Below are 23600 nucleotides of genomic sequence, written 5' to 3' on the forward strand. Positions count from 1 at the left end.
CATGAGCGCGAACACTCAATTGACGGAAGCGGGAACCAGCAAGCTTGTGCGAATCAAGGAAGGCGACCTCGACCTCCAGATTCACTACAACGACATGGGCAAAGGCGGCGAAACCGTGGTGATGCTGCACGGCTCCGGTCCCGGCGCGAGTGGTTGGGCTAACTTCAATCGCAATCTGGAGCCGCTGGTCGAACAAGGCTATCGGGTCATCCTGATTGACTGTCCGGGCTGGAGCAAGAGCGACCCCATCGTATGTACGGGCTCCCGTTCGGAGCTCAATGCCCGCGCACTGAAGGGTCTTCTCGATGCAATCGACGTACAGGGTCCCGTACACATCATCGGCAATTCGATGGGCGGTCACAGTGCGGTTGCGTTCGTACTCGCCAATCCATCGCGCGTCGGCAAGCTCATCCTGATGGGCGGCGGGACGGGCGGCCCGAGCCAGTTCGTCCCGATGCCCACCGAAGGCATCAAGCTGCTACAGGGTCTGTATCGTGAGCCGACGATTGAAAACCTGAAGAAGATGATGAGCGTCTTCGTGTACGACACGAGCAATCTGACTGAAGAGCTGTTCCAAGCGCGACTCGGCAACATGCTCGCTCAGAAGGAACATCTTGAAAACTTTACGAAGAGTCTCGCCGCAAATCCCAAGCAGTTTCCTGACGTTGGTCACCGCCTCTCCGAAGTAAAGGCGCCGACCCTCATCATCTGGGGGCGCGATGACCGCTTCGTCCCCTTGGACGTTGGACTGCGGCTGCTATGGGGCATGCCGAACGCCGAGTTCCATATCTTCAACCGTTGCGGGCACTGGGCGCAGTGGGAACACGCCGACAAGTTCAATCGCATGGTGCTGGACTTCCTTACGCACTGACGGAACGGTAGCGCATGGACTACGGCACTGAGGTCTAGTGGGAGCGTCCACCGAGCAGTCGGTGGGGCAGCCATCCTCTCACTGGCTGACGAGCCGTCCCCACTGCATGAAGAACACCTGGTCGTGCCGATGGTAGCGTGCTGCACGCGGGCTCAAGCCGCCACAGTATGGATGTCGGTAGCGCTCCCCTCTGAGATATTCAATCGCTCGTAGCAGCAGTCCGCTTGGCGAACGTCGGGCAGTGGCCCCAGCCAGCAGATACGCGATGTAATGCGCAGACGCAGAGCGGTGGCCCATGCCCTTCAGTCATCGACAGGGCAGCCAGGGAGTGCGCTTTAGCGCCAAGTGACTTGAAGTAGGGAACCGCATCCCGAGTGAATGAGCAGGTAGCACCCATTTAATGATGGGAGCGACGCCGCGCGCGCCATCGCTCTGTCCTGGCAGCCATTATCTTTCGCGCCAGGAAATCAGCTGGGTACAAACAAGCTTAAGGATTGAGCAGAGACGTTGTTGCGAGCTCATCTCGGTGGACCGTGTCGCTTGCGCATAGAGAATTACACAGATTAAAGATTATATGATTACCGGAACATTTGACCGAGAAAACACGTTGGCTACAGCGGAGTTTTCAGAAGTGGATACCCAATTTCCGTGTGTGAAGGTCAAGCAATATGTGGGTGGAGGTCAAGTTGGCTGTGTGTGAAGGTCAAGTAAAACGTGGGTGAAGGTCAAGTCATGTCGATGAACTTCAACATAAGATTGCATAGCCCTTTTCTTCGCTATCTGGTGGTCTTTTAGCCACCGTACATGTCAGCGTGGCTCAAACACCAACGCCTTTCGAATCTCGTCGGCGTTCTCTTTCAGCCATGCACGACGTTTAACGGTGGTGTCAAAGTCATCGACCGTCTGCTCACCGAAGAGCGCAAGTCCCAGTCGGACCGCAAGGTCATCCCGCTTTCGAACGTTTCGGAGGCGTCATGACGACGGCGACGCTCGATGTCAAGATTTCAAAGAAATGGGAGGAGGCGCAAGGCATATGTGCCTTCGAACTCACCTCTGAAAATGGAGTTGCGCTGCCACCGTTCAGCGCAGGGTCGCATATCGACGTTCATCTGCCGGGCGGGCTCATCCGACAGTATTCGCTTTGCAACAATCCGAACGAGTCGAATCGTTACCACATTGCTGTCTTGCGTGATGCCGAGGGTCGTGGTGGCTCCATGGCCATTCACGACCTCGTCCACGAAGGGGACACGCTCAGGATAAGCGGACCTAAGAATCACTTTCCGCTGGCACACGACGCTAAGAATCACCTTTTGCTAGCAGGTGGCATCGGCATAACACCCATCCTGTGCATGGCAGAACGGCTATCTTTGGCTAACGAGACGTTTGAGATGCACTACTGCGCGCGTTCGCCGAAGCGCGCCGCGTTTGTCTCCCGAATCCTGTCGTCGGACCTGGGCAGGTCGGCCAGCTTTCACTTTAGCGATGGCGAACCTGCGCAGAAGTTGGATTTGTCCACAACGCTCAAGCAGGCGCCCGAGGAAACTCATCTTTATGTATGCGGTCCGCGGGGCTTTATGGATGCAGTTCTCACCGAAGCACGTAAGCAGGGGTGGCCCGAAACGAGACTTCACTACGAGTTCTTCGGCGCTGTCATCGAGCAGCCAACTAACGACGCAAGCTTCCAGGTGAAGCTCGCAAGCAGCGGCCTCACAGTCGACGTTCCGCCGGGGTGCACAGTCGTGCAGGCTCTAGCGGAGAACGGCGTGGAGGTGCTGACGTCGTGCGAACAGGGCGTTTGCGGCACGTGTCTAACCCGCGTTCTGGAGGGGCAACCGGAGCATCGGGACTCGTACCTTACCGACGAAGAAAAAACTGCTTGCGACCAGTTCTTGCCATGCTGCTCACGTTCAAAAACCCAAGTTCTCATTCTCGACCTCTGAGCAGGGCAATCAGCAGACTCGCGCGTGCATGCGGTCATCGTTCACGAAGGTAGGCGCGAACAGTCGACGGAGCCCAAAGCGGAAAATCTTCAGGTGGAGCAGCCCTTACAATCTCGCACAACCGCAGTTCCCGATGAGTCAATGGCGGGGCGCCGAGGTTGAAGGTCTTCCCTTTCGTCACTGTCTTGCTTGAGAGCAACCATGAGTCGCGCAAAGTGGGGGCCCGCCCGCTGCGCCACGATGGTTGCCGTCTTGGTAATAGTTTTAACCACCGCCGTTTGGCCTTGGCCTACATCGCAAAAATTAAGGCCGTCACCGTGTTGTCCGAGTATCGCCGCCCTCGCCACCATCGCCAAGGAGAAGGCATGGCAAGCAAACCTCAACAAGGGGCTCTCCGCGATGTCGTTGCGCTCCTTCCTCTTCTCCCAGCAGCCGAGGCCGCGCGCACGAAAGGCCCGCTCGACCTGGCGAACCATCGCGACTGCATCGACGTCGCTGCTACCGCCAGCGCGGAAAGCGTTGCTACACCGCTTACAAAACGACCGCAGCCGCAGAATTTCCGAGGCGCCTTCTCACCGCCGCAATTTGCGGCAACCTTCAGAGGTTAGACATCTTCAAAGATTGCAACTGCCCGCGTCCATCCTGCGGAAGCAGCGCGAATCTTATGGGGAAAGCACGAAATAATGAACCCTGTCGCCGGGAGCGCTTCGAGATTGTGCAGTTTTTCAAGATGACAATATCCAATGTCCCGGCCCGCCTTATGTCCCTCCCAGATGAGGGATTTATCGCCTGTTTCGGCGAACTTCTTTGCAGTGTAAGTGAACGGGGCGTCCCAACTCCAGGCATCAGTCCCGGTTAGCCGAACGCCTCGCTCCAGGAGGTACATCGTTGCCTCGTAGCCCATCCCGCATCCGGAGCTAACGTAATCGCTGCATCCGTAGCGAGAGCCCGCACGAGTATTGACTACTACAATGTCGAGTGGTTGTAATTCGTGCTCTATGCGAGCTAGCTCGACCTCGACGTCTGCAGCGGTGACGACGTAGCCGTCCGGAAAATGGCGAAAATCGAGCTTCACGCCGTCCTGGAAACACCACTCAAGCGGCACCTCGTCAATGGTAATGGACGGCCTCGTACCGCCGTTCAGCGCATCCATCGTCGAATGGAAGTGATAAGGGGCGTCCAGGTGCGTCCCGCTGTGCGTAGTCAACGTTACCCGTTCCGCTGCTGCCGCTTCACCCTCGGGAAAATCCGTGGGGGACGTTCCAGGCAACAGCATCATGAATTCGGGCAATGTGTCGCTGTGACCTTGATAGGTTATCTTTGGCGCAAGAGAAGGTGGGTCAGACAGCACATCATTCTCGAGAAAGATAGATAAGTCGATGAAGCGGCGATGCGCTTTGCGATTCATAGTTGTCTCCATTAGCCGTCGTTGGTATTGATGTTGAGTGCCATCGGGCAAACTCACGGTGCCGAAGTGCGCGTGCTCCCGCGAAGACCGCTGGTCTCAAGAAGATGCCCAAGCCCGTCGAGTTCTGGATACGCGGCGAGAATCCGGAGCGTCGGTATCTCATTGAGCCAGGCTGTGAAGCGACCCTTGCCTACAAAGCCTTCACGAAAGGCGTCGGCATCGAAGCTGTGTCTCAGTTTTCCTAAGACCCCGCCGCCCAGGTAGACGCCCATGGTTGCCGCGAACATGAGCGCTACGTTGCCCGCAAAGTTGCCGAGAATGCGACTGTAGGTCCGCAAGCTCTCAATGGCATGCCCGTTGCCCTGTTCAGCGAGGCAGACAATCTCGGCTGGCTCGTGGTCTCGATGCGCGCCAAGCGCGCGATGAATTACTGATATGCCTTCGCCGCACGCCAGGCGCTCGTATGAAACGTGCGCCCAGACGTTATTCGCATGGCGTAGCACAACGTCTTCTATCTCGCTCGTCGGCGCGAAGCTACTGTGTCCTCCTTCGCTTGCATGAACTCGCCACTCATTGCCATCGTGGACTGCCGAAGCGACGCCAAGTCCTGTGCCTGCACCAATTACGGCGAAACTCCTCCCGGCTTTCGGCTCCCGTAGTGTCCCGACAGACTCCACGCTGGAAGCGGCAAGATATGGAACTGCGTGCGCGAGAGCAGCCAAATCGTTCACAACCTTGAGGTCGTCCAATCCGAGAGCCCGCTGAAGGCCCTCGATGGAAAATTCCCACGGACAGTTTGTCATCCGGACGATGTCGGCCGTCACCGGGGTAGCTATGGCAAGCGCGGCGCGGCGCGGCGCTGCTATTTCTATGTCCCGGAGATAAGTCGCATACACCGCGGCGACCGAGTCGAAATCCGCACATAGGTATCGATGAACGTGCTGGACACGGCCGTCATTCCATAGTCCAAACCGGGCGTTCGTCCCTCCGATGTCCGCTACGACCGCCGGTCCGACTGCCGCAGCCTCCCGAATCTGCTGGGTCTCTTTTTTCAAATCTTCTCCGACATCTCTTTGATTCTCCAGGTCGACCGAATGGCCGCAGGCGCGTCAATGCATTTGTCCGAGCAACAGTGCGTATACACGTCCTACCGTCACTGACCCGTGCTCTTCACAGCCGGCGGCGGTCCGCCCGGTGCCCACTTTTCGCGGTGTTGAAAGAGGAAAAGCTGCGAAGCGTCGGCGCCCATAGGTGCGTGGCGCGCATCCCATGTGTCGTCGTGTAAATCCATGTCCGCGTCATATTCGACATGGCAGCCAAGAGGACTGTTGAAATACCAGAACCAGTTGGAACCGAAGCGATGCCGACCTGGCCCCCAGAATGATTCGTAGCCTTTCTCGACGAATCGGGTGCCTGCCTGCATCACCTCAGTCGGTCCACCCATATGGAAAGTGAAATGCTCGCAACCTTTGAGAAACGGCGGCGTTTCAATAAGGAAAAGCGTGTGATGGTCAAGCGTACCCTGCGGACGAAGGAAAGGACCTACGCCGTCAAAGTGGTCGGTCACCTTAAACCCTAGACGTTTCACATAGAACGCCTCTGCTTTCGCTGCGTCGGGCACGAACAGGACGACATGCGAAAGGGTCCGGGGAGTCAGGACTACGCTGTCATCGACTCCGATGATGTTCACAGCACGCTGAACGGGCGCACCCGGAGCGTTTATAGCCTCCGCCGGCAATGAAAAAGCCCGTTTCTTCGTAACTTGGAATCCAAGCATGAATCCCATATCGTCTACCGCTTCGAGCGAGCCGTCGGACAGCGCTGTCACCTCGCGGTCTTTACGCAGCTCATCGCCGATTGCCCTGAGTGAGGCGGCATCGGCCACGCCATAAACGGTCTTGCGAAGCATGCTTGATGTGTCAAGACCGGGGGGAAGGGCCGAACTGTCGCGGTGGGCGATTTCGACGCCCGTGCCATCGAGGGCCTCGAAACGGCCGCCGTCTTCAGATGAGGCGACAGCAATCAAGCCATAATCAATAAGATACTGATTGCAGGACTTCACGTCAGTAACGCCAAATACGAGTGTTTCAGGACCGGTAATGTTCATAGAAGTAGTATTAGCCAAGAAGAATCAGACCGAAGTCCGGCCGCTTAACGTTTCAGCGACCCAATCCGCAATGTAAGAGCCAGCATTCGCCGGGTTGTCAAAGCTGCTGTGCTGAACGCCGCCTTCCCGTTTAGTGAAAATCTTGAGTTCCCGTTTTGGGCTGTTGATGAGCTGCTCGTAGGTTCGATGCGCCCATGCCAAAGGAATCTGTGAATCCTTCTCGCCGTGCGTTACCAGAAAAGGAACACGTATCCGGTCAAGAATGCCGTCGAGGTGGACGTTTTCAGCAATCCGCATGAATTCGTCCATGTCCTTAGCGCCCCAGACCCATCTCACATGTTCCCAATAGTGAGGCACCGGGAAACTCCCTTCACGGTCCAATCGCTTTTTCTGAACATCTCGCCAGTCGTGATTCGCACCCCAAACGACTCCGCAGGCAAACCTAGGCTCAAATGCAACCGCACGGGGACAGTAGTATCCCCCCAGGGAGATGCCTTCCATACCGATGCGGCGAGCGTCGATGTCATCCCGCGTTTCAAGCCAGTCGACGACCGGAGTCGCCCACTGCTCCGAATCATGTACCGCGTGCAAACCTTGCAAACGCAGGGCCTCTCCAGTTCCTGGCTGGTCTACGATGAGAGAACCAACTCCGCGCCGCGCGAGCATCTGCGGCAGGCCGACCCGGTATTTCATTTCCTTTGTCGAGTCCAGCCCGTTAACCTGCACCAGTACGGGCGCCCGCCCGGTGGAGCCTTCAGGTCTCACGTAGAGCGCAGTCAGATAGGTGTCCTTGTAAGGAATCTCAACTCGCTCGCAATTCTCTGCGGTAAGTTTCACCCCCTTGGCGAAGGCGTCCAGAAAGCGAGAATAGAGTTCTGCGCGCCCTGGAGAGCCGTGCGACTGAAGACGTTCACAGGTCAGGTAGTACGTAGCGGCTCTGTTGTATTTCTCCCCCGCCGAAAGCAGACGGTTTCGGCTCTCGTCTTCGTGCGCCAGGTCGACTAGCTTGTCACCCATCCGTTCCCAGGCGGTTCTGAAAGCCCGCGTGCCCTCTGCGTCGGGCTTCAGTGCCGCGTCCTGTAACTGCGAGCACATCTCTTCTATCTCGCCCATCTTGGCACCCATTTCGATGGCCAGGTCCACGGACAGGTTCCAGACGTAATTGGTAGGAAAATATTTAAACACTGTGGCATTCCCGATAACTGAGGTTCATCCGAAGCATCGAGCGCGAATACCTTCCATCAGCCACAAGCGTGGACCTCACGTTCGTCTCCGATTTACGTTTTCGTCGCGGTTGATGCCGCTTATTTATAGCGATTTTCAGGCATGCAAATCTATTCAGCAAATTGAATCTATGGATACAATGTATTTCCATTTGAAATACGAGCGCTATGCGATACAGACAGCTTGACCTCAACTTACTTGTCGCGCTTGATGCATTGCTCGCGGAGAAAAGCATCACCAATGCGGCTGCGAGACTTCATCTCTCGCAGCCTGCCGTTAGCAACATCCTGGCGCGTCTACGAGAGTTTTTTGCCGATGAGCTTTTGGTGCCAAGCGGTAGGCGCATGATTCCAACGGCGCTAGCGAACGAACTTACGCATGACGTGCGCGACATCGTTATGCGAATTGAACAAACGCTTGAGCGGAGGTCTCAATTCGACCCGGCCACATCTGAGCGCCATATTCGAGTTATCGCTTCCGACTATCTGGTGACAGTATTGCTTTCCGAGGCGGTTCGTAGGCTGCAAACAAGCGCACCGCGCACGACGATTGAAATTCTTCTTCCCGGTGACGATAGCGTTGCAGCGCTCAGACGGGGAGACGTTGACCTGCTTGCTACGCCTTTTGACTTTATCGACCAGAACCTGCCGTACGTGCCGTTGTTGAGCGATGAGTACGTTGGGCTGATATGGACAGGCAACGGCCAAATCAGCGAGCGAATTACGGCTGCTCAGTACCGTTCTTTCGGGCACGTGGGCATACGCTTCGGGGCGAATCGTCAGGAGTCTTTTGAGGAGCGCTACCTAAAGCGAAAAGGCTTCGACCGAAGGCTTGAGGTCATTGCTCCTGACTTCAATACTCTTCCTCAAATGCTGGTCGGTACGACACGGATAGCGACAGTTCACCACCGCTTGGCGCAGTGGTACGTCGGCCTACTCCCGCTTCGAATCGTAGACCTGCCCGTGAAGATTCCGCCTCTAACGGAGTGCTTGCAATGGCCCGCCCATCTCGACAACGATAGCGGTCATCGATTTGTACGACAGACTTTGCTCGCCGCCGCTGGGCAGTTGAAGCAATGACACCCAATCGAGTCGCTGTATGCCGTGCGGATTAGCAGGAGGGCGCCAGCTTCCCCGCTAAGCAGAACAGAAGACATGTTATTGAAGACGTACTTCTCGCGTATCCGCTTTTGCCCATTGTCGAGATAGGCCCCAAGTCAAGACCGCAGCGCAGAGCATTGCAGTTGCGTAACGTAGAGCCGAGTGGAAAACCAGCGGCGCGACCAATGCAGAGATTCCCGCGAAAGCTAGCGACTGAACGAATCCAAGCATCGAGGCCGCACTTCCTCGACGCGCCGGAAAGCGCTCGAGTGCTTCGTACGTCGCGCTCGACAGATAAAGGGCGGTCCCGAAGGCATAGGTAGCGCAGGGAATTACTGCCCACGGCAGTCGGCCTGGGATAAACCATGCGAGCAAAAAATTGGCTGCGCCCGAACAAAGCATGATTGCGAGTCCGATGCGTATTTGTACCGTAGTCGATAGACGAGACGCGAGACGGCTTGATGCGAGGGAACCGGTCATAATTCCGGCGACCACAGGTATAAAGAGCGTTGCGAACTCGCCTGTGGAAAGGCCCAGGACGTTCAGCACATAGTCTGGCGCAGCTCCAAGATAAACAAGGAGACCGCCGAGGCCGAACGCTCGCGCTAACGAACGCCGAACGAAATCGGGATTCGCCAGCAGAGACCAGGGGCCAAGGACGACGGATTTCCAGCCGAAGGCAATCCTTTGTTCTCTTGGATGCGATTCGTCGAGGATTCTCGCGCAGCCGGCAAAAAGCCCGGCGCCCGCGATTGCAAGAACGATGAAGCAGACTCGCCAGGAGAAATGTTGTGCTAACCAACCTCCGAGTGCTGGAGCTACAGCCGGTGCGAGTGCGAACATCATCGTGACCTGTGCTGTCAGACGCCGCGCGTCGACGGGCGCGAATCGCTCTTGCAAGATAGCCTGCCCGACAGTCATGCCTGCGCCGGCGAACAGTCCTTGACCGAAGCGGGCAATGTTGAGCAAAAGCAATGACGGAGCAAATGCGCACAGTACAGACGCGACCCCGAAGATTACGAGGGAGCAGAGAATCGTGCGCCGCCGTCCGAAGACGTCCGCGACTGCGCCGTGGAAAGGCATCATCGCGGAGAAGCCGACCAGATAAAACGTTAAAGTTTGCTGAATGGCGGCGGGCGCACTGTTAAAGGCTTCGCTAAGCGCTGGGAAGAAGGGAAAATACATGTCCGTGGAAAACGGACCGAGCGCTCCCAGGCCAGCAAGAAGGAATGTCCATTTCCACATGAATAGTCTTTTCCTTATGACGCACGGGCAGTCCCGCACGAGCTATCAATTGCGGCTGTGCACGACCTCGGACGTCACGAGCCATCGCTGCTCTAAGCCGCTCGCCTGACTTGCTGGTCAATGGCGCCGAAGAGCTCATTGCCGTCGCTCGTGCGCGCCTCCATCCTGACGCGGTCGCCGTAAGTCATAAATGGTGTACGTGCGGCACCTTCCGAAATCAGTTCAATCATGCGACGTTCCGTGATGCAGGCCGACCCCGCCGCCCGCCCTCGGTTAGACACAGTCCCGGAGCCTACGATGGTGCCGGCTGACAATGGTCGTGTACGAGCCGCATGAGCAATAAGGTCGCCAAACGAGAAATCCATTTCGGCGCCGTCCGGTGAACCGAATTTGTCACCGTTATAGGAAACATGAAGCGGTAGAGCGACGCGGCCGTCGCGCCAAGCGGCTCCAAGCTCATCGAGCGTAACCGCAGCCGGCGCAAACGAGGAGGACGGTTTAGACTGTAAAAATCCAAACCCGGTCTTCATTTCGCGGGGAGCAAGCGCGCGCAGGCTGACATCGTTAATCTGAACGACGAGCAGTACATGCTTTAGGGCATCGTCTGCATTGCATCCCATCGGCACGTCACCCACGATGACGCCAAACTCTCCTTCGAAGTCGAGAGCCAACTCTTCCGACTCGAGCGTTATGTCGTCATGCGGTCCAATAAACGCATCACTGCCTCCCTGGTACATCAGTGGAATACGAGCGGCGTCTTCGGAAGCAGGAAGATTGAAGGCCCGCTGCATTAGCTCGCCGTGCGCGAGAAACGCGGAGCCGTCGAGCCACTGGTAGGCCCGTGGCATGGGAGCCATTGCTCTCGCCGGGTCGAACCGATTATCAGCATGCAGCCCCTCGGCATTGACCTCCTCATACAACGTTGCGAGCAGCGGTGCATGCACCTGCCATGCGTCCAAAGCAGCCTGCAACGTGGGCGCTATCGTGGTGGCTCGCTTAAAGCGAGTCAGGTCGGCCGATACCACGGCCAGTTCGCCGTCGCGATTTCCATTCTTGAGAGTGACCAGCTTGACCATGAATATTCTCGCGATTCGATTTAGGCTGCTCTTTGGCGGCGACGGTTCAACTCCTCGACGATGGTCGCGTGGCGCGCGTCAAGGTCGTAGAAGCACACAGTGATAATCTGTACGAGTATGCAGAGTGGGAAAACAGCGTAATAGAGTACGGAGATTACATGGCGGGCTGTGGCGCTCACGGCCGCCGGGTCGTAGCCGCCAAATGCGAGTCCCCATCCTACAAGAGCGCCGCCCAACGCGATGCCCAGCTTCGCGGCGAGGCTCACTGATGAGAAAATCAGTCCGTCGCTGCGCACGCCGCTGTTGTACTCCTGCACATCTACGACGTTACCTACCATCACAAAGATGGATGCGACCGGAAGGCCTACCATGACGCAAGACAGCGCGTAGACGGAGACAAACACCGTCAAGTTTCCTTCCACAAAAGGAAGGAAAAGGAACAACGCCCCGGAAGCAATAAGCGCAATTACATTGCCGCGTCGAATACCGGTCCGTCGATAATACGCAGCCGCGAAGAACGAAGCGACAAGGGCGCCGACAGGAATAAGAGACATCAAGATGGGAATTGCCCACGGCTTACCGAGAACATTGAGGGCAAAGTAAACGGTTACGCCGAGCTGCACGCCAAGTCGAATGAACACGGCGACCATGAATACCGAAGTTACAATCCAGACTCGGTTCGAAACCATGTGCCGCAGTGCGCGGCCAAGTCCTGACTGCGCCGCTGAAGGCCTGTCAGTGTACTTCTCACGGCAGTTGCGATAAGTGACGAAGAAAAGCACTGCACTTACGATGCCGAAAAGCGCTGCAGTCAAGGCGAACCCCTGCTTCTGGCTTCCGTGTCCAAGCCACGCTACTAATGGCATAGCTCCGCTGAACACAATGACATTGCCCGCCGCACTGCCCATAGCTCTGGCGCTTCCGAGCTTCAGCTTATGGTTGCTGTCGCGGGCCATCATTGGCAGGAGTGCGCCGTAGGGAATGTTCACGGCAGAATAGGCGATGCCCAACGCAAGAAAGGTGACATAGGCGTAGACAAGCTTTGCTGTCTCGCCGCTGAAAGGCGTCAGAAATGTCAGAAAGCCGAGACAGCTCAACGGGATGGCACCGAAAAGCAGATAAGGCCGTGCGCGTCCGAACCGAGTGTCGGTCCGGTCAACGAGTATGCCGATGGCAGGGTCAGCGAAAGCGTCCAATCCCCGCGCCAAAAGGAATAGGGTACCGAGTGCGGCGACCGGGAGCATTGCTACGTTGGTGTAGTAATACATCAAAAAACCCGACACCATGTTCCAGTGCAGGTTGGATGCGAGGTCGCCAACTCCGTAACTTATCCGCTCACGCATTCCGAGCAGGTTCCGGTTTGCTGTTGCGATATCGACACCGTTGTCTAGCGACTCACGTTTGATGGTTGTCTCCACTTCGAACTCCAAGTTTGGATGATACGACGGACGCCATGCGGTCGACGGCCGGGGCATTAGTCAACGGCACAGCGTCCGACGCCGTCGTACTAGAACGACAGGTTGAGCGTCTCTTGGAAAATCAGCGCGTTGGCGCGGGTCGGCGCGAAATTCGGATTTTTGGTGTACGTCAGACCTGTCACCGCGTAGACGCCCCTCGACACTCTGGCGGCGTACGAAGCAGTCAGCGCCGCCGACCCTACTGCTGCAGTTGTCCCGGAGCTACGCACAAGGCTCTGAACGTATTCACTGAAATAGTTCTTTGTGAATCCAACGGCAGCCATGTCGCCCGGGCGACTCTTGAAAGGTCCGAGATAGAAAAGGGTCAACTGGTAATCCTTGGTGTACAGGTTGCGGTCCGACGGTGCGTAGTCGAATTTGACGTCGCCGTACAAACCACGCGCGGTGCCATCCGGGTTATACAACTGATAGGTTGCTGCCAGATACCCGCCGTAGTTGTTAGACGAGACCCCGCCCGATTTGAAATCCGTGTAATGGCTTGTGTTGTAAATGAGGCCGACCCGGAACCACTTTGAGTTTGTGTCCGGCCCGCTGTCCGCCTTGTATCCGAATTCGTCGATGAACAGCGCTCGTGCGCCAGGTACGCTCAGGCGAAACCCCGTGGGATTCTGGTCAATATCAGCAAGAAAACCGTCAGGACTAACGCTACGAGTCACGCCGAAGCTGTTATAGAAATGCTTGCTTGGGTCCCAAAGCTTCGCATTGAAGGTGGGAGTCGGCGCGAATGCGCTGACGCCAATCTGGAATGGAATGACACTGCTGGGTCCGAGCGCTGCGGCAGACGCATTGCCGCCGAGAATGAGACCGTAGTAGGCTCGAATGACCGGAAAGTACCCATATTGGAGCTCAAGATGATGGTCGAGAAAAGACTGGGTAATTGCAAAAATCTGCATCGTCAGATATTTCGGCTGGGCCGGACGATAGTTCGAGCCCTGCCACGCACCCTGCACGGTGAATTGTGCATCAGGCGAGAATCCGATGCGGCTCAGGTCATAAGTCAACATGGCCTGCGACGAGTAATTCCAGGTTGGGCTCTGACCGTTGTAGAGCTGAACCGACTCGTTGTGACCCAGCACGTCATAGGCGTAGCCAAGCGTCGAGGAGGCAGCGAAGCCCCAGCCGTTCTCCGCCAGCTTCGCGCGCGCGCCGCCCAGTTCCGGAAACACTGTCTCGCACGCCGGTGTTTCTCGTAGAACCGGTTCCGCACGCGTCAGGAACGCGTCGTAGGAGCGGCAGTCGGGCGACTGCGCGCTCGAGTTGACTGGCACTGCGGGCACGTCGCTCTGCGCAGGCGCGTCGACGGTTTCGGCTGACGCTGCTATCGAGCAGGCCAGCAAGCCGCTAGCAAAAGCCAACCGTTTCAAGCGTGGCGTGCGCACGATGTGTCTCTGGTCGTCCATCAAAATCCGTCTCCTCTTGGGCTCAATTTGTTAGCCGGACTGGCATCGAGGCCGCCGGCACGTCGCTGCGTTTCAGAAGCAATATTCTGGTTTGGATAATAGGCACTGACCCGACACAGCGTCAACTCAGGGTTTATGCGGAGAATTACGTTGCGCTAGTGGGAGTCAATGCGCCCCGGCCCCGATAGCGGCGGCCGGGAATGCCACGAGCAGTCGGGAAGCGGGGCTGTTCGTCAACGGGTAGGGAAACCCCTGAGGGAAGATGTCATTGCCCCTCGGTAGCGAAGTTGCTTATACTGCAAATCAGAATACGAATTCTGATTTTGTGCAGTGCACCTCGCCTATAGGTTGCGCTGCAGTACAGCAACTCGCCCCTAGGACTCGAAAATGCGCTTTTCTGCCTTTCTAAACGGCCGCTCGACCGGCCCCCAAGAAGACGCAGTCGTAATGCGTCGTCTCGCTGAGCACGCGGCGCAAGCCGATGCACTCGGCTTCGACGCTGTTTTTCTGCCGGACCACCATTTCACCGGCTATGCGCCAATGTCCAGCGACCCGTTCATGTTCGCGGCATATCTAGCGGGAACCCTGAAGAACGTTCATTTCGGGTTTTCCGTGACGACGGTGCCTTTGCACCACCCCGTCCGTTTCGTAGAGCGTATCAACCTCCTGGACCAACTTACGAATGGACGTCTTCTTGTCGGCGTAGGCAGCGGCACGACCCCCGAGGAAATGATTGGGTTTGGCGTCCACTATAAAGACGCGTCACGTATGGCAGAAGAGAACCTGGAGATTGCCGCCAGGTTGTGGTCGAAGAAAATGGACGACAGTCCTTACAGCTTCGACACGGGCCATTACAAAGGCACTGTAGTTCAACGCATTGTTCCAGAAGCGCTGACGCAGGACTATGCGCCGTTGATGGCTGTCGCGCTCCGCGAAAGCAGCACCCTGCGAGCGGCGCAGAAAGGATGGCCCGCATTCATCCCCGCTTTCACTCCGCCCGTACCGGCAAGCGACCAGCCGTTTGAGCACGCGAAACGCTACTTCACGCGGTATCGCGACGCACTATTGGGCGCGGGCCATCCAGAGGCCCGCGTAAACCACTGCCTTTCATGGACTACGCATACGTATCAGTGCGTCCACATCGCTGAGACCGATGAGCAGGCGGAGCGCGAACTGCATGCAATCCTGGAGAGCTACCAAAAGGCCATTGACCGCGAACATAGCTATAACAAGCGGGCAGAAGCGATTAGCGGCGTCGACCTTGTCTCATCCCCGCCGGCTCTCACTAGCGAATGGATAAAAACCTGGTGCCTGCACGGTAGCCCCGACACGGTTGCTGCGCACCTGCAGCCTTATGCGGCCCTCGGTATCGGGAATGTATTGCTTGGCTTTACCACTGGGCCGATGAGCGAAGAACGGGTCCGATATGCGGACCAGTCCATCCGGCTGTTCGCGAATGAAGTCATGCCCCGGTTCAAATAGGCGGAACAGTTTCCATGCCTTTACGGAGAACAACCATGAACTACGCTGAAGCATCCGCCCTGCAGGTAGAGCAACCCCTCATTGTCGGTATCGGCGGAACGACGCGCGCCGGTTCATCGACGGAACTGGCGCTGAGGGCAACCCTGCTCGCCTGCGAGCGTCTTGGAGCTCGCACCCGGATATTTGGCGGCGCCGACTTGCTCGCGTTGCCCTATTACGTCCCTGAGGACAAAACCCGCACGGAAAAGCAGATTGCGTTGGTCGAAGCAGTCCGCGAAGCGGACGGCATCGTCCTGGCATCGCCTGGCTATCATGGTGGCATCTCCGCACTGGTCAAAAACGCGCTTGATTTACTCGAGGATTTGCGCGACGACACGCGAGTGTATTTTGACGGCCGACCGGTAGGGTGCGTCGTCACGGCCGCCGGCTGGCAGGGGTGCAATACGACGTTGGGCGCACTACGGTCCGTCGCTCATGCGATGCGTGGTTGGCCAACTCCTATCGGCGCGACGTTCAATACGGTCGAGACAAAACTTTTTGCAAGCGACGGCAGTTGCCAGGTTGAATCGGCAAGTCGAACATTTAATCTCGTCGCTCAGCAACTGGTAACTTTTGCGCGCGCAATGCGGAGCGCACCGGCATGGGCATGAACCTGACATCTATCGACGCGCTAACGGACGAAGACGCGGCATCCTTGACCGCCGGCAGTAGCCTATGGTCCGGCCCGTCTCTCGAATCGGCGGGCGTGCTTTCGGTCCGCATGGTCGACGGCCCAATGGGCGTCACGCATGGTCGTCTTGATGAACGCGACGTTTCATTGCTCACGCCGTGCGGTGTGGCTCTCGCAGCGACCTGGGACCGCCGACTGGTGTCAAAAGTTGGCCAATTGATTGGCCAGGATGCGAAAAGGCTCGGCGTAGGTGCTGTGTTGGGGCCGAACTTGAATTTGCCACGGAGCCCACTGGGCGGACGGGCATTTGAACAGCTTTCGGAAGACCCTTTTCTAACAGCAATTCTCGGCTGTGCGTGGGTTCAGGGCGTACAGCGTGTCGGCGTCGCGGCAGCACCAAAGCATCTGCTTTGCAATGACTCCGAGACCGAGCGCCACTCGATGAACGCGGTCGTTGATGAAAAGACCCTGCGCGAAGTGTACTTTCTCCCCTTTGAGCACGCTGCCCGTGGCGGTGCCTGGGCGATGATGACAGCGTATAACCGGCTGAATGGTCACTGGTGCGCAGAAATGCCATCCCTCCTGAGCCAGTGGTTAAAAGAAGAGCTGCAGTGGGATGGTGTCATCATGTCGGACTGGTTTGGGACACACGATGGCGTAGCTAGCCTTGAAGCTGGCCTTGACCTGGAGATGCCTGGACCGGCGCGCCATATGGGCTCGCAGCTGCATACTGCGGTCAAACGCGGTGAGATTGCGCGCAGTCAACTCAACGACGCCGCCGCGCGCGTGGCCCGCTTTTCGTCCCGGACCTGCGGCGACGCGACATCGACAGCGCAGGAAGCCGGCGTAAGCGATGACGAGGCTCGCGCTATTCTTCGCCAAGCCGCAATAGACAGCTTCGTTTTGCTCAAGAACGAACACGGTACTTTACCGATTGGTCAGGGTATGCAGCGAGTCGCCGTTGTAGGGCCGAACGCGGCAACGCCGTGTTACCAAGGTGGGACATTCGCTCGCATTTCAATTTCGGGCGACACTCCGACCCCGGTCACGGCGCTGGAACATGCAATGCGCGCTCGCGGCAAAGTCTCGCACAGCGTGGGCGTGATGCCCGAATTTCGGATTCCGCCGCTTACCTCTTTGCCGATTGTGAGCGAACACGGCGAAGGCACTGTCAACGTTCAATATTTTGATGGGCGTTCCAGCACCGCTACGGCTTCGGAGGGGCGTCACAGCAATTCCCTGATTTGGTTCGGAAGCATGCCGGGCATCGGTTCTCTCGAGGGGAAGAACGGTCGCGTACGCGTTAGCAGCATATTGCGCCCGACTCAGACCGGCGAATACCGCTTCTTCGTGGGAGGCACGGGAGACGTCGAGCTGACCATCGCAGGTCATGTATACGGAAAGTTCTCAGGGCTTGAAATGTCTGGCGATGTGATGGGCAAGCTGCTGCGAGGTGCGCACGAGCGGGTCAACGTAAGCCTCGAGGCGGGCGAGGACTATGAGCTGTCGATTGAGATGCAGTTCGGCGAAGGACGTGCGCAAGGGCTGTGGTTCGGAGCGGAAGCCCCCCCTAGCGAGACCTTACTCGAAGATGCCGTTGCGCTTGCTGCGGAGTCTGACTGCGCTATCGTGTTCGTCGGTGAGACACCGGACACCGCAGTGGAAAGTGTGGACCGGACGACATCCTCGCTCCCCGAAGAACAAGTCAACCTCATCAAGCGCGTTTGCGCTGTCAATTCGCGAACCATCGTGGTGCTGAACGCGGCACACGCCGTGGATACCTCATGGGCTGGCAGCGCTGCCGCGATACTTGTCACGTGGTTTGCGGGGCAGGAATATGCAGTTGCTTTAGCCGACGTACTTACAGGCGTAGCGGAGCCTGGAGGCCGCCTGCCGGTGACCTTCGCCAAACAGGACCACGACTACGCTGTTACCTCACTTGCACCGGACCAAAACGGAAACCTTGTGTATGACGAACGTGACCTGGTCGGATACAGGCACTTTGTGGCCGCCGGAATCTCTCCTGCTTTCCCATTCGGGTACGGGCTGGGATATGCAAATATCGAGGTAGAAGGCGCTGCTGTAGAGCAGTCACAGGAAATCAATGTCGAAGCGTGCGCAACGCTTAGGAACGTTTCGGCGCGAGCGGGCAAGTCAGTGGTGCAAGTCTATGTGACGTTCCCTCCTTCGTTGGAAAGCGACAGGGAATATCCGCGACTGGCTGCATTCGAGACGATTGTCATTCCGGCGCACGAACGCCGGAACGTCCGGTGCCAAATACCCGCTCGAGCGTTCGCGGAATGGTCCACTGAAAAACAGTCGTGGCACATCCGTGGCGGCAAATATCGCGTCACAGTGGGCGGTTCGCTGAACTCTATCTGGACATCTCGAGACGTTCACCTCCGGCCAGCGGTGCTCGATGGCGACGAACTGCCTCTAGTCGGGTGAACATGCCGAGACTGAAAGCAGTCGGTTAGGAAGTGAAGAGCGAATGTTCCGGCACCAGAACGGAGGCCTACTAAAGACAATGGCGTGTGGTGATTCGAAGCATTCCGGGTCGACCGGTAGCGAGTCATGCAATGCGCCGGCGGTCCCTAGCGGACCTTGGCTCTGCCAGGACCCGCTAGGCGAGCATTGAGGTAATTCGAAAGTCGTCCCCGCCGTCCAACGCGCGCGAACTTAGTTGTGGTCCGGCGGTGTTGGTAAGGAGCCCGCTCGAGGACGGTTCTCGGCTTTTCGCTGACGCCGTTTTGCGGTTTGCCTTACCGCGTCCGACTTCTTTGCGCCTTCGCCATTGGACGTCTCGAGCTCCGTCGTCATGTACAGCAGGCACATGCGACTGAGGTCTGACTTGAAATCTTCCCATCCGCCGGCGCCGCTCATCTCGCTCGGCATTCCTAGTCCAAGGTAGCGGCTCAACGCCGCATACACAACAACGAAGCATGTTTCGACGCTCCGATGTGGGTCGGGAGCCGCAATCTCGTCGCGATGCGCAAGCAACAAAGACTTGAAACCCTGAAGGAACTTGTGGAACGACATCTTGCCTGTTGATGCAATGACGGGGTCAAACGGCGCGCGAGTCATGAAAGCGCTGAATAAGGCGCCATGCGACTTCAAATATTCTGCGGTTGCGAAAATCGTCGCTGGAATTAACGAAGCCAAACTTGCATGCTGGGAACGAAGAGAGTTGAACATCTCTATCTGCTCGTCATCAGCCTTCTGTAGCACGCGAATTTGCACGGCCCGGACAAGGTCATCCTTCCCTTTCACACGCCCATAGATTGAACCGATTGACGCTTTTGACAATACGCTGACATCTTGCAGCGTAAAGCCCTCGTAACCGCGCGTGGCGAGCAACTCCGTGGCTGTCTCCAGCACACGTTCGAACGACGCGCGGCTTCGCCCTTGGCTAGGCGCTCGAACGAAGTTCTGATTCGTTGGGTCCGTCATTTGATTGCTTGCCTTGACAGGTCGATGTACTCGCGGTCCGCCCAGTCGCAAACGTAGCGTCATCGGGCTGACCTTGATAATAGAATCGAAAGTATAATTCTAACCCGATACAGGCTGCGCCGAGATTGGGCGTTTCCCCAACGGGTGTCTTTCATTCCGCAATTCGTTGTGCCTCCTTCCTATGCGGCTGGAACGTTCCCGTTGCGCCTAACTCACAGCTTACCGTCGAGCAGCTTGAGCGTCGCAGCCGCCGCTCCCTCGAGTCCAACACCATGCAACGAGCTCGTGCTTGGCTCCCGAAGATTGATTCGAATGAGCCGATGCCGAGAGTTCTGCTCGCTGAAGCGCCGTACGGTAGGCAAAGCCCTGCCTGCGCCAAGCTCAACGACAACCAGCTTAGAAGCGGTCGAAATCCAGGCTTCCAAGCGCTCGCGTTGCTCTTCGTATGGGACGTCAACCCATCCCCAGTCTCCAAACATCAAAATATTCGGACGCGCAAGTGCACCGCAACGTGGACAATGCGGCATCGGGCTCTCTAACTCGGATGTCTCATCATTCACTAGCGGCTGAAACTGCCCGGCCGACCACGTATCTGGCGTGCATACATCAAGGCACTGGAGTGTGTGTATCGACCCATGGCATTCGTGGATTCGGTCGTCGGAGAACCCCGCTTTCTGAAACTGGCCGTCCACGTTGCTCGTGAACACGAATGCGCCATGGGGCATGCGGTCCGCCCACCGGCGCAGAATCGCGAAGCCCTCATGCGGCACAGTCTCACGATAAAGCTTCAGACGGTGTCCGTAGAAGCCCCATGCAAGTTCGGGATGCTCCGCAAATCTTGCCGGGTTCGCCATGTCTTCGAACGAAAAGCCGTGGTGCCGCAGAGCGGGATAAGCGCGCCAAAACCCATCTCGGCCACGAAAGTCAGGCAGGCCCGAATCGACCCCCATGCCGGCACCCGCAGTGATGAGCAGTCCGTCGGCTTCCCGGAGCCATGCGGTCGCTTTCTCCAGTTTCTCATCTTGTGAATCAGACATCTCGACTCCTTCGATTGAGTTCCGCAACCAGGTTCGCCGTCATTGTAGAAACGGTCGGCGAAATTCGGCTTCGCCGACCGAGCGTCCATATTTTGCATCTCTGAGGCCAGCGATGACATCAGCGGGTTACCGAAACGCATGCGGCAAGGGCAGGCCCTGAAAGCTAAAGACGTCGAGCCTAATTTTTTGCAGGGGGCTTGTATCGACATGCCGGAAAGTTGGAGCATGCAAGGAACGGCCCGTAACGTCCTTCACGGGTGACGATTTGTCCGGTACCGCACGCCGGGCACGTATTCTCCGCATCTTCATCTTCTCGTGCCGACGTGACGTTGACAGCGCCTTCCGAGAGTAGCTCTGTCAGAAACGAGGAGCGCTGACCCGCGACTGTGAACATCGCTACCGAGCGACGGGCACGCGTGAGTGCGACGTAAAAGAGGCGCCGCTCCTCAGCAAATGGATATGGGTCAGTACCGGGCATCGCGAGGGCCAGAACCGGGTCGTCCTCTCGCGTATTAGGGAATCCGCGGCTGAGCATTCCGGGCAGAATCACGTAGTCAGCTTCGGCGCCTTTCGAACTGTGCATGGTGACAAACGACAACGCAATTTCCTGTCCATAGCGTCTTTGCCATCCCGCTGGGAGCGCAGATTTGTCAGCGTTGTACCTGCCGAGAATGAATACGGTGACTTTTCTGTCGTGCGCACGAGGAACGCTCCCATCCAGGATACCGCGATGCAGGTTCGCCAGATAATCATCGATAGCTCTCTGGACGTCGAACCGCGTCTTGACTTGAAATGCCTCCAGCACTGTGCCGATAGCGGGCGTCGACGAGCGCACGTTCTTTTTGATTTGTTGCGGGTTCTTCGTTACGAACCGGCTCGATATATCGCAGAGCGCCTGCGGACATCGGAATGTCTGCTCCAGTCGCAGCACCTGTGATTTGCCGAACCACTCCGCGAAGCCAGTCATCACCGAAACGTCGGCGCCGGCGAAGCGGTTGATGGACTGCCAGTCGTCGCCCACGGCGAAGAAGTATCGATGAGTTACGGGAGCTGGCGCTTTGAGCATATGGAAGTCCGCCGACCCGCTTAAGGTCCCGAATGTCATTCGCGCCGGCCCGAGTCGAGCATTCGCCAGCGCCCGGCAGAGACGCGCCCGGGCGCGCGACGCGTCCTGGAATTCGTCAGCCATGACGAGCCCATACGGTGATATGTATCGACCGTTTTCAACGTGCTCGGCCGCCTGGTTCAACATGTCCTCGAAGTCGATGCAACCCTCCGCCACCAGTGCGGCGTTCCAGGCGTCGAGTATCGGCTCGACAAGGTCAAGGAACATCCGGTGACGATGAACGAAGGTATCCTTGGACGAGTCGCCAAGACGCTTGCGCAAATCGTCCACCGACAGTGAATTGCTCTTCGTATGCACGATGAACGAGCGGATGAGCTTGACCAGCGTCGCGCTATCCATGGGGCGCTGTCCGTACTTCGGGACGGGGCGGTCTGGATTCGGGTCAAGCAAAATTCCACGTTCTGTGAGAGCGAGTTCGAGGATTGACGCGAATTTACCCGTGCGGACCTGGTGAGATGTCGTCTCTACGAGCGCGGTCCCGCGGCGTTCATGTTCTTCTCGCTTCCAGACTACGCCAGAAAGATAGTTTTCGAAGTGAGCAGGGGCTTCACCGCTCGCATCCAACGCGAAATGTTCGTGGTAAAGGCCGATGTCCGGATAGTAGAAGTCGGGCTTGTACTGGCGATGCTCGGCCGTCCTCGTGTTGTGCTCGTAAGGTCGTTCATAGTCGTACTCGACGCCCTGGTAGAACAGCCAGTTCGCGATGATGCGTTCTTCCTGGCTGCGGACAAACTTGCCGTCGTTAGTTCGCATCTTTGCATTGCCATCGCGGTCGATGAAGTCGGCATCACCTTGCTCGCCAGGTTTCGGCAGGTCTTGACCAAACACAACCCGGAAGAGGTCCCAGTTCGTGCGAAATATGGGCGAGCTGTCTTTGAGCGCGTCGACGATTCCCATCAGTTTTTGCTGACCGGACGATGCGTCGATTGCCCAGTCCGGCACATCTGGCTTTTCGCCAGTTGCCTTGCCGATGATGCTGAGCCCCAGCGCGTGAAAGGTTCGCGCTTCAACTGCTGCATCGTTCATGCCGAGTCGACTGAACGACTGGGCTGCGCGTGTCTGAAGCTCGTCTGCGGCCTTTTTGTTGAATGCCAGCAGGAGAATCTGGTCGGGGCGAACGATGCCACGGTCGATTGCGTAGGCGGCTTTTGCGACCATGGTCGACGTTTTGCCGGACCCGGCAGCGGCAACAACCAGCAGGCGGTCCTCAAAGCAGACCACCGCGCGCGCTTGTTCTTCAGACAGCGGTTTGCTTTCAACACGGTCAAACAGGTCCTTGCAGGCAATCAGTTCCCGCTTCGCATGCGCTTCATTTCTCCGCGCCCAATAGGCCGGCCAGTCACTTCGCCAGCTCTTGAGTGCCGTTTCGATGCGACCCGTGTCATCGGAAAGGCTGGCACGGATTGCCGGGTCTTTGAAAAGTCTCCAAAGTTCCTCCTCGGATATTTTCAGGCGCGGTCGCCGCGATTCGAATCCGGCCTGCCAGCTCTGCGGTATCCAGCGTCTTTCCTTTTCGCATTTCGCCACGTGGGCACCAGCCGTCTTGAGCCACGCCAGTATCTCGCCATATGCGTGATTGAACACATAGAGACGCTCGCACGCCGAGATTGCGTCTTCAAGCCCAATTGCCAGCTTGTTTGGTAGCCCATCGATGCGGACTGAGTCTGGCTTGCCAGCCCCAAAGGTGATGTCCGTCCAGAACAAGCCTTGCTTGATAATGGGCTTGTTTTTGCCGTCCAGTGTGAGCGTAACCTGTTGCTTCCCTTCAACGAAGAGAACCAGAGCACCGTCTGCCAGACTCAAAATCCAGTTCTTCGATTTTGTGAATACCTGGCCGTAATGGGAAGGTACCCACTGGTTTTTGTTATCGGCGCTCGTCATCGTAGTTAGCCGACGCGAAGCCAGACGTCTAGCTGGCGAAGGTCGTATCTCAAAAATGAGTACGGTAGCCGGTTTGACGGGAAAACGAAAGGTGCCGTGTGAAGG

At 57.3% G+C, this 23600-nt stretch carries 18 protein-coding genes; 7 read left to right on the forward strand and 11 right to left on the reverse strand.

Going from position 1 to position 23600, the window contains the following annotated elements; translation table 11 throughout:
* Window position 1 precedes the first annotated feature (1 nt).
* The 3 genes from LMG28727_RS19155 to LMG28727_RS19165 all read left to right on the forward strand — a co-directional run bounded on the left by LMG28727_RS19155 (window position 2) and on the right by LMG28727_RS19165 (window position 3419).
* Window positions 2-871 (forward strand): alpha/beta fold hydrolase, encoded by an 870-nt coding sequence (locus LMG28727_RS19155; RefSeq protein WP_201643877.1) that lies wholly within the window; start codon window positions 2-4, stop codon window positions 869-871.
* Between the two features lie 974 nt (window positions 872-1845).
* Complete coding sequence (locus tag LMG28727_RS19160; RefSeq protein WP_201643878.1) at window positions 1846-2811, forward strand: PDR/VanB family oxidoreductase; 966 nt, start codon at window positions 1846-1848, stop codon at window positions 2809-2811.
* 158 nt (window positions 2812-2969) lie between these two features.
* Window positions 2970-3419: a hypothetical protein gene (locus LMG28727_RS19165; protein ID WP_201643879.1), complete on the forward strand. Its 450-nt coding sequence runs from the start codon at window positions 2970-2972 to the stop codon at window positions 3417-3419.
* Here the strand turns inward: LMG28727_RS19165 and LMG28727_RS19170 are convergent.
* From LMG28727_RS19170 to LMG28727_RS19185, 4 genes are all read right to left on the reverse strand, one after another.
* Window positions 3416-4219, reverse strand: a complete 804-nt coding sequence (locus tag LMG28727_RS19170; RefSeq protein WP_201643880.1) for a cyclase family protein — start codon at window positions 4217-4219, stop codon at window positions 3416-3418. The genes LMG28727_RS19165 and LMG28727_RS19170 overlap by 4 nt on opposite strands.
* Window positions 4220-4272: 53 nt before the next feature.
* Window positions 4273-5274: a glucokinase gene (gene glk, locus LMG28727_RS19175; RefSeq protein WP_201643881.1), complete on the reverse strand. Its 1002-nt coding sequence runs from the start codon at window positions 5272-5274 to the stop codon at window positions 4273-4275.
* Between the two features lie 98 nt (window positions 5275-5372).
* A complete protein-coding gene (locus LMG28727_RS19180) occupies window positions 5373-6326 on the reverse strand; it encodes a VOC family protein (protein WP_201643882.1) in 954 nt (317 codons plus the stop codon).
* Window positions 6327-6350: 24 nt separating this feature from the next.
* Window positions 6351-7511 carry an alpha/beta hydrolase family protein gene (locus LMG28727_RS19185; RefSeq protein WP_201643883.1) on the reverse strand — a complete coding sequence of 387 codons (1161 nt, stop codon included), beginning with the start codon at window positions 7509-7511 and terminating at the stop codon, window positions 6351-6353.
* Window positions 7512-7717: 206 nt separating this feature from the next.
* Here LMG28727_RS19185 and LMG28727_RS19190 point away from each other — a divergent pair, with 206 nt between their 5' ends.
* Window positions 7718-8629 (forward strand): LysR family transcriptional regulator, encoded by a 912-nt coding sequence (locus LMG28727_RS19190; RefSeq protein ID WP_201643884.1) that lies wholly within the window; start codon window positions 7718-7720, stop codon window positions 8627-8629.
* A 78-nt stretch (window positions 8630-8707) separates the two neighbouring features.
* Here the strand turns inward: LMG28727_RS19190 and LMG28727_RS19195 are convergent, their stop codons facing one another.
* The 4 genes from LMG28727_RS19195 to LMG28727_RS19210 form a co-directional block, all read right to left on the reverse strand.
* A complete protein-coding gene (locus tag LMG28727_RS19195; protein WP_201643885.1) occupies window positions 8708-9895 on the reverse strand; it encodes a multidrug effflux MFS transporter in 1188 nt (395 codons plus the stop codon).
* 92 nt (window positions 9896-9987) lie between these two features.
* Window positions 9988-10971, reverse strand: coding sequence for a fumarylacetoacetate hydrolase family protein (locus LMG28727_RS19200; protein ID WP_201643886.1), 984 nt, complete (start codon window positions 10969-10971; stop codon window positions 9988-9990).
* A gap of 20 nt (window positions 10972-10991) precedes the next feature.
* Complete coding sequence (locus tag LMG28727_RS19205; protein WP_201643887.1) at window positions 10992-12389, reverse strand: MFS transporter; 1398 nt, start codon at window positions 12387-12389, stop codon at window positions 10992-10994.
* Between the two features lie 89 nt (window positions 12390-12478).
* The gene (locus tag LMG28727_RS19210) at window positions 12479-13615 is read right to left on the reverse strand and encodes a carbohydrate porin (RefSeq protein WP_201643888.1); all 1137 of its coding nucleotides are present in this window, start codon (window positions 13613-13615) and stop codon (window positions 12479-12481) included.
* A gap of 621 nt (window positions 13616-14236) precedes the next feature.
* Here LMG28727_RS19210 and LMG28727_RS19215 point away from each other — a divergent pair.
* From LMG28727_RS19215 to LMG28727_RS19225, 3 genes are read left to right on the forward strand one after another with little or no spacing between them, the layout of a single operon-like run.
* Window positions 14237-15331 carry an LLM class flavin-dependent oxidoreductase gene (locus LMG28727_RS19215; RefSeq protein WP_201643889.1) on the forward strand — a complete coding sequence of 365 codons (1095 nt, stop codon included), beginning with the start codon at window positions 14237-14239 and terminating at the stop codon, window positions 15329-15331.
* Window positions 15332-15366: 35 nt separating this feature from the next.
* The gene (locus tag LMG28727_RS19220) at window positions 15367-15981 is read left to right on the forward strand and encodes an NADPH-dependent FMN reductase (RefSeq protein WP_201643890.1); all 615 of its coding nucleotides are present in this window, start codon (window positions 15367-15369) and stop codon (window positions 15979-15981) included.
* The gene (locus tag LMG28727_RS19225) at window positions 15972-18449 is read left to right on the forward strand and encodes a beta-glucosidase (protein ID WP_201643891.1); all 2478 of its coding nucleotides are present in this window, start codon (window positions 15972-15974) and stop codon (window positions 18447-18449) included. Before LMG28727_RS19220 ends, LMG28727_RS19225 begins: the two co-directional genes overlap by 10 nt.
* A gap of 231 nt (window positions 18450-18680) precedes the next feature.
* Here LMG28727_RS19225 and LMG28727_RS19230 read toward each other — a convergent pair whose 3' ends face one another.
* The 3 genes from LMG28727_RS19230 to LMG28727_RS19240 all read right to left on the reverse strand — a co-directional run bounded on the left by LMG28727_RS19230 (window position 18681) and on the right by LMG28727_RS19240 (window position 23495).
* Window positions 18681-19451: a TetR/AcrR family transcriptional regulator gene (locus LMG28727_RS19230; protein WP_201643892.1), complete on the reverse strand. Its 771-nt coding sequence runs from the start codon at window positions 19449-19451 to the stop codon at window positions 18681-18683.
* Between the two features lie 212 nt (window positions 19452-19663).
* Window positions 19664-20488 (reverse strand): SIR2 family NAD-dependent protein deacylase, encoded by an 825-nt coding sequence (locus LMG28727_RS19235; RefSeq protein ID WP_201643893.1) that lies wholly within the window; start codon window positions 20486-20488, stop codon window positions 19664-19666.
* A gap of 178 nt (window positions 20489-20666) precedes the next feature.
* On the reverse strand, window positions 20667-23495 hold the full coding sequence (locus LMG28727_RS19240) for a UvrD-helicase domain-containing protein (protein ID WP_201643894.1): 2829 nt from the start codon (window positions 23493-23495) through the stop codon (window positions 20667-20669).
* Between the last annotated feature and the right edge of the window lie 105 nt (window positions 23496-23600).

The organism is Paraburkholderia metrosideri, assembly GCF_904848625.1.
In the GTDB taxonomy this organism is placed as follows: Bacteria; Pseudomonadota; Gammaproteobacteria; order Burkholderiales; family Burkholderiaceae; genus Paraburkholderia; species Paraburkholderia metrosideri.

Bases quoted from the DNA above. Each gene is read 5' to 3' on its own strand.
- LMG28727_RS19200 (WP_201643886.1), bottom strand. From the start codon at position 10,971: ATGGTCAAGCTGGTCACTCTCAAGAATGGAAATCGCGACGGCGAACTG.
- LMG28727_RS19240 (WP_201643894.1), bottom strand. From the start codon at position 23,495: ATGACGAGCGCCGATAACAAAAACCAGTGGGTACCTTCCCATTACGGC.
- LMG28727_RS19160 (WP_201643878.1), top strand. From the start codon at position 1,846: ATGACGACGGCGACGCTCGATGTCAAGATTTCAAAGAAATGGGAGGAG.
- LMG28727_RS19180 (WP_201643882.1), bottom strand. From the start codon at position 6,326: ATGAACATTACCGGTCCTGAAACACTCGTATTTGGCGTTACTGACGTG.
- LMG28727_RS19190 (WP_201643884.1), top strand. From the start codon at position 7,718: ATGCGATACAGACAGCTTGACCTCAACTTACTTGTCGCGCTTGATGCA.
- LMG28727_RS19215 (WP_201643889.1), top strand. From the start codon at position 14,237: ATGCGCTTTTCTGCCTTTCTAAACGGCCGCTCGACCGGCCCCCAAGAA.
- LMG28727_RS19155 (WP_201643877.1), top strand. From the start codon at position 2: ATGAGCGCGAACACTCAATTGACGGAAGCGGGAACCAGCAAGCTTGTG.
- LMG28727_RS19235 (WP_201643893.1), bottom strand. From the start codon at position 20,488: ATGTCTGATTCACAAGATGAGAAACTGGAGAAAGCGACCGCATGGCTC.
- LMG28727_RS19230 (WP_201643892.1), bottom strand. From the start codon at position 19,451: ATGACGGACCCAACGAATCAGAACTTCGTTCGAGCGCCTAGCCAAGGG.
- LMG28727_RS19170 (WP_201643880.1), bottom strand. From the start codon at position 4,219: ATGAATCGCAAAGCGCATCGCCGCTTCATCGACTTATCTATCTTTCTC.
- LMG28727_RS19195 (WP_201643885.1), bottom strand. From the start codon at position 9,895: ATGTGGAAATGGACATTCCTTCTTGCTGGCCTGGGAGCGCTCGGTCCG.
- LMG28727_RS19220 (WP_201643890.1), top strand. From the start codon at position 15,367: ATGAACTACGCTGAAGCATCCGCCCTGCAGGTAGAGCAACCCCTCATT.
- LMG28727_RS19225 (WP_201643891.1), top strand. From the start codon at position 15,972: ATGGGCATGAACCTGACATCTATCGACGCGCTAACGGACGAAGACGCG.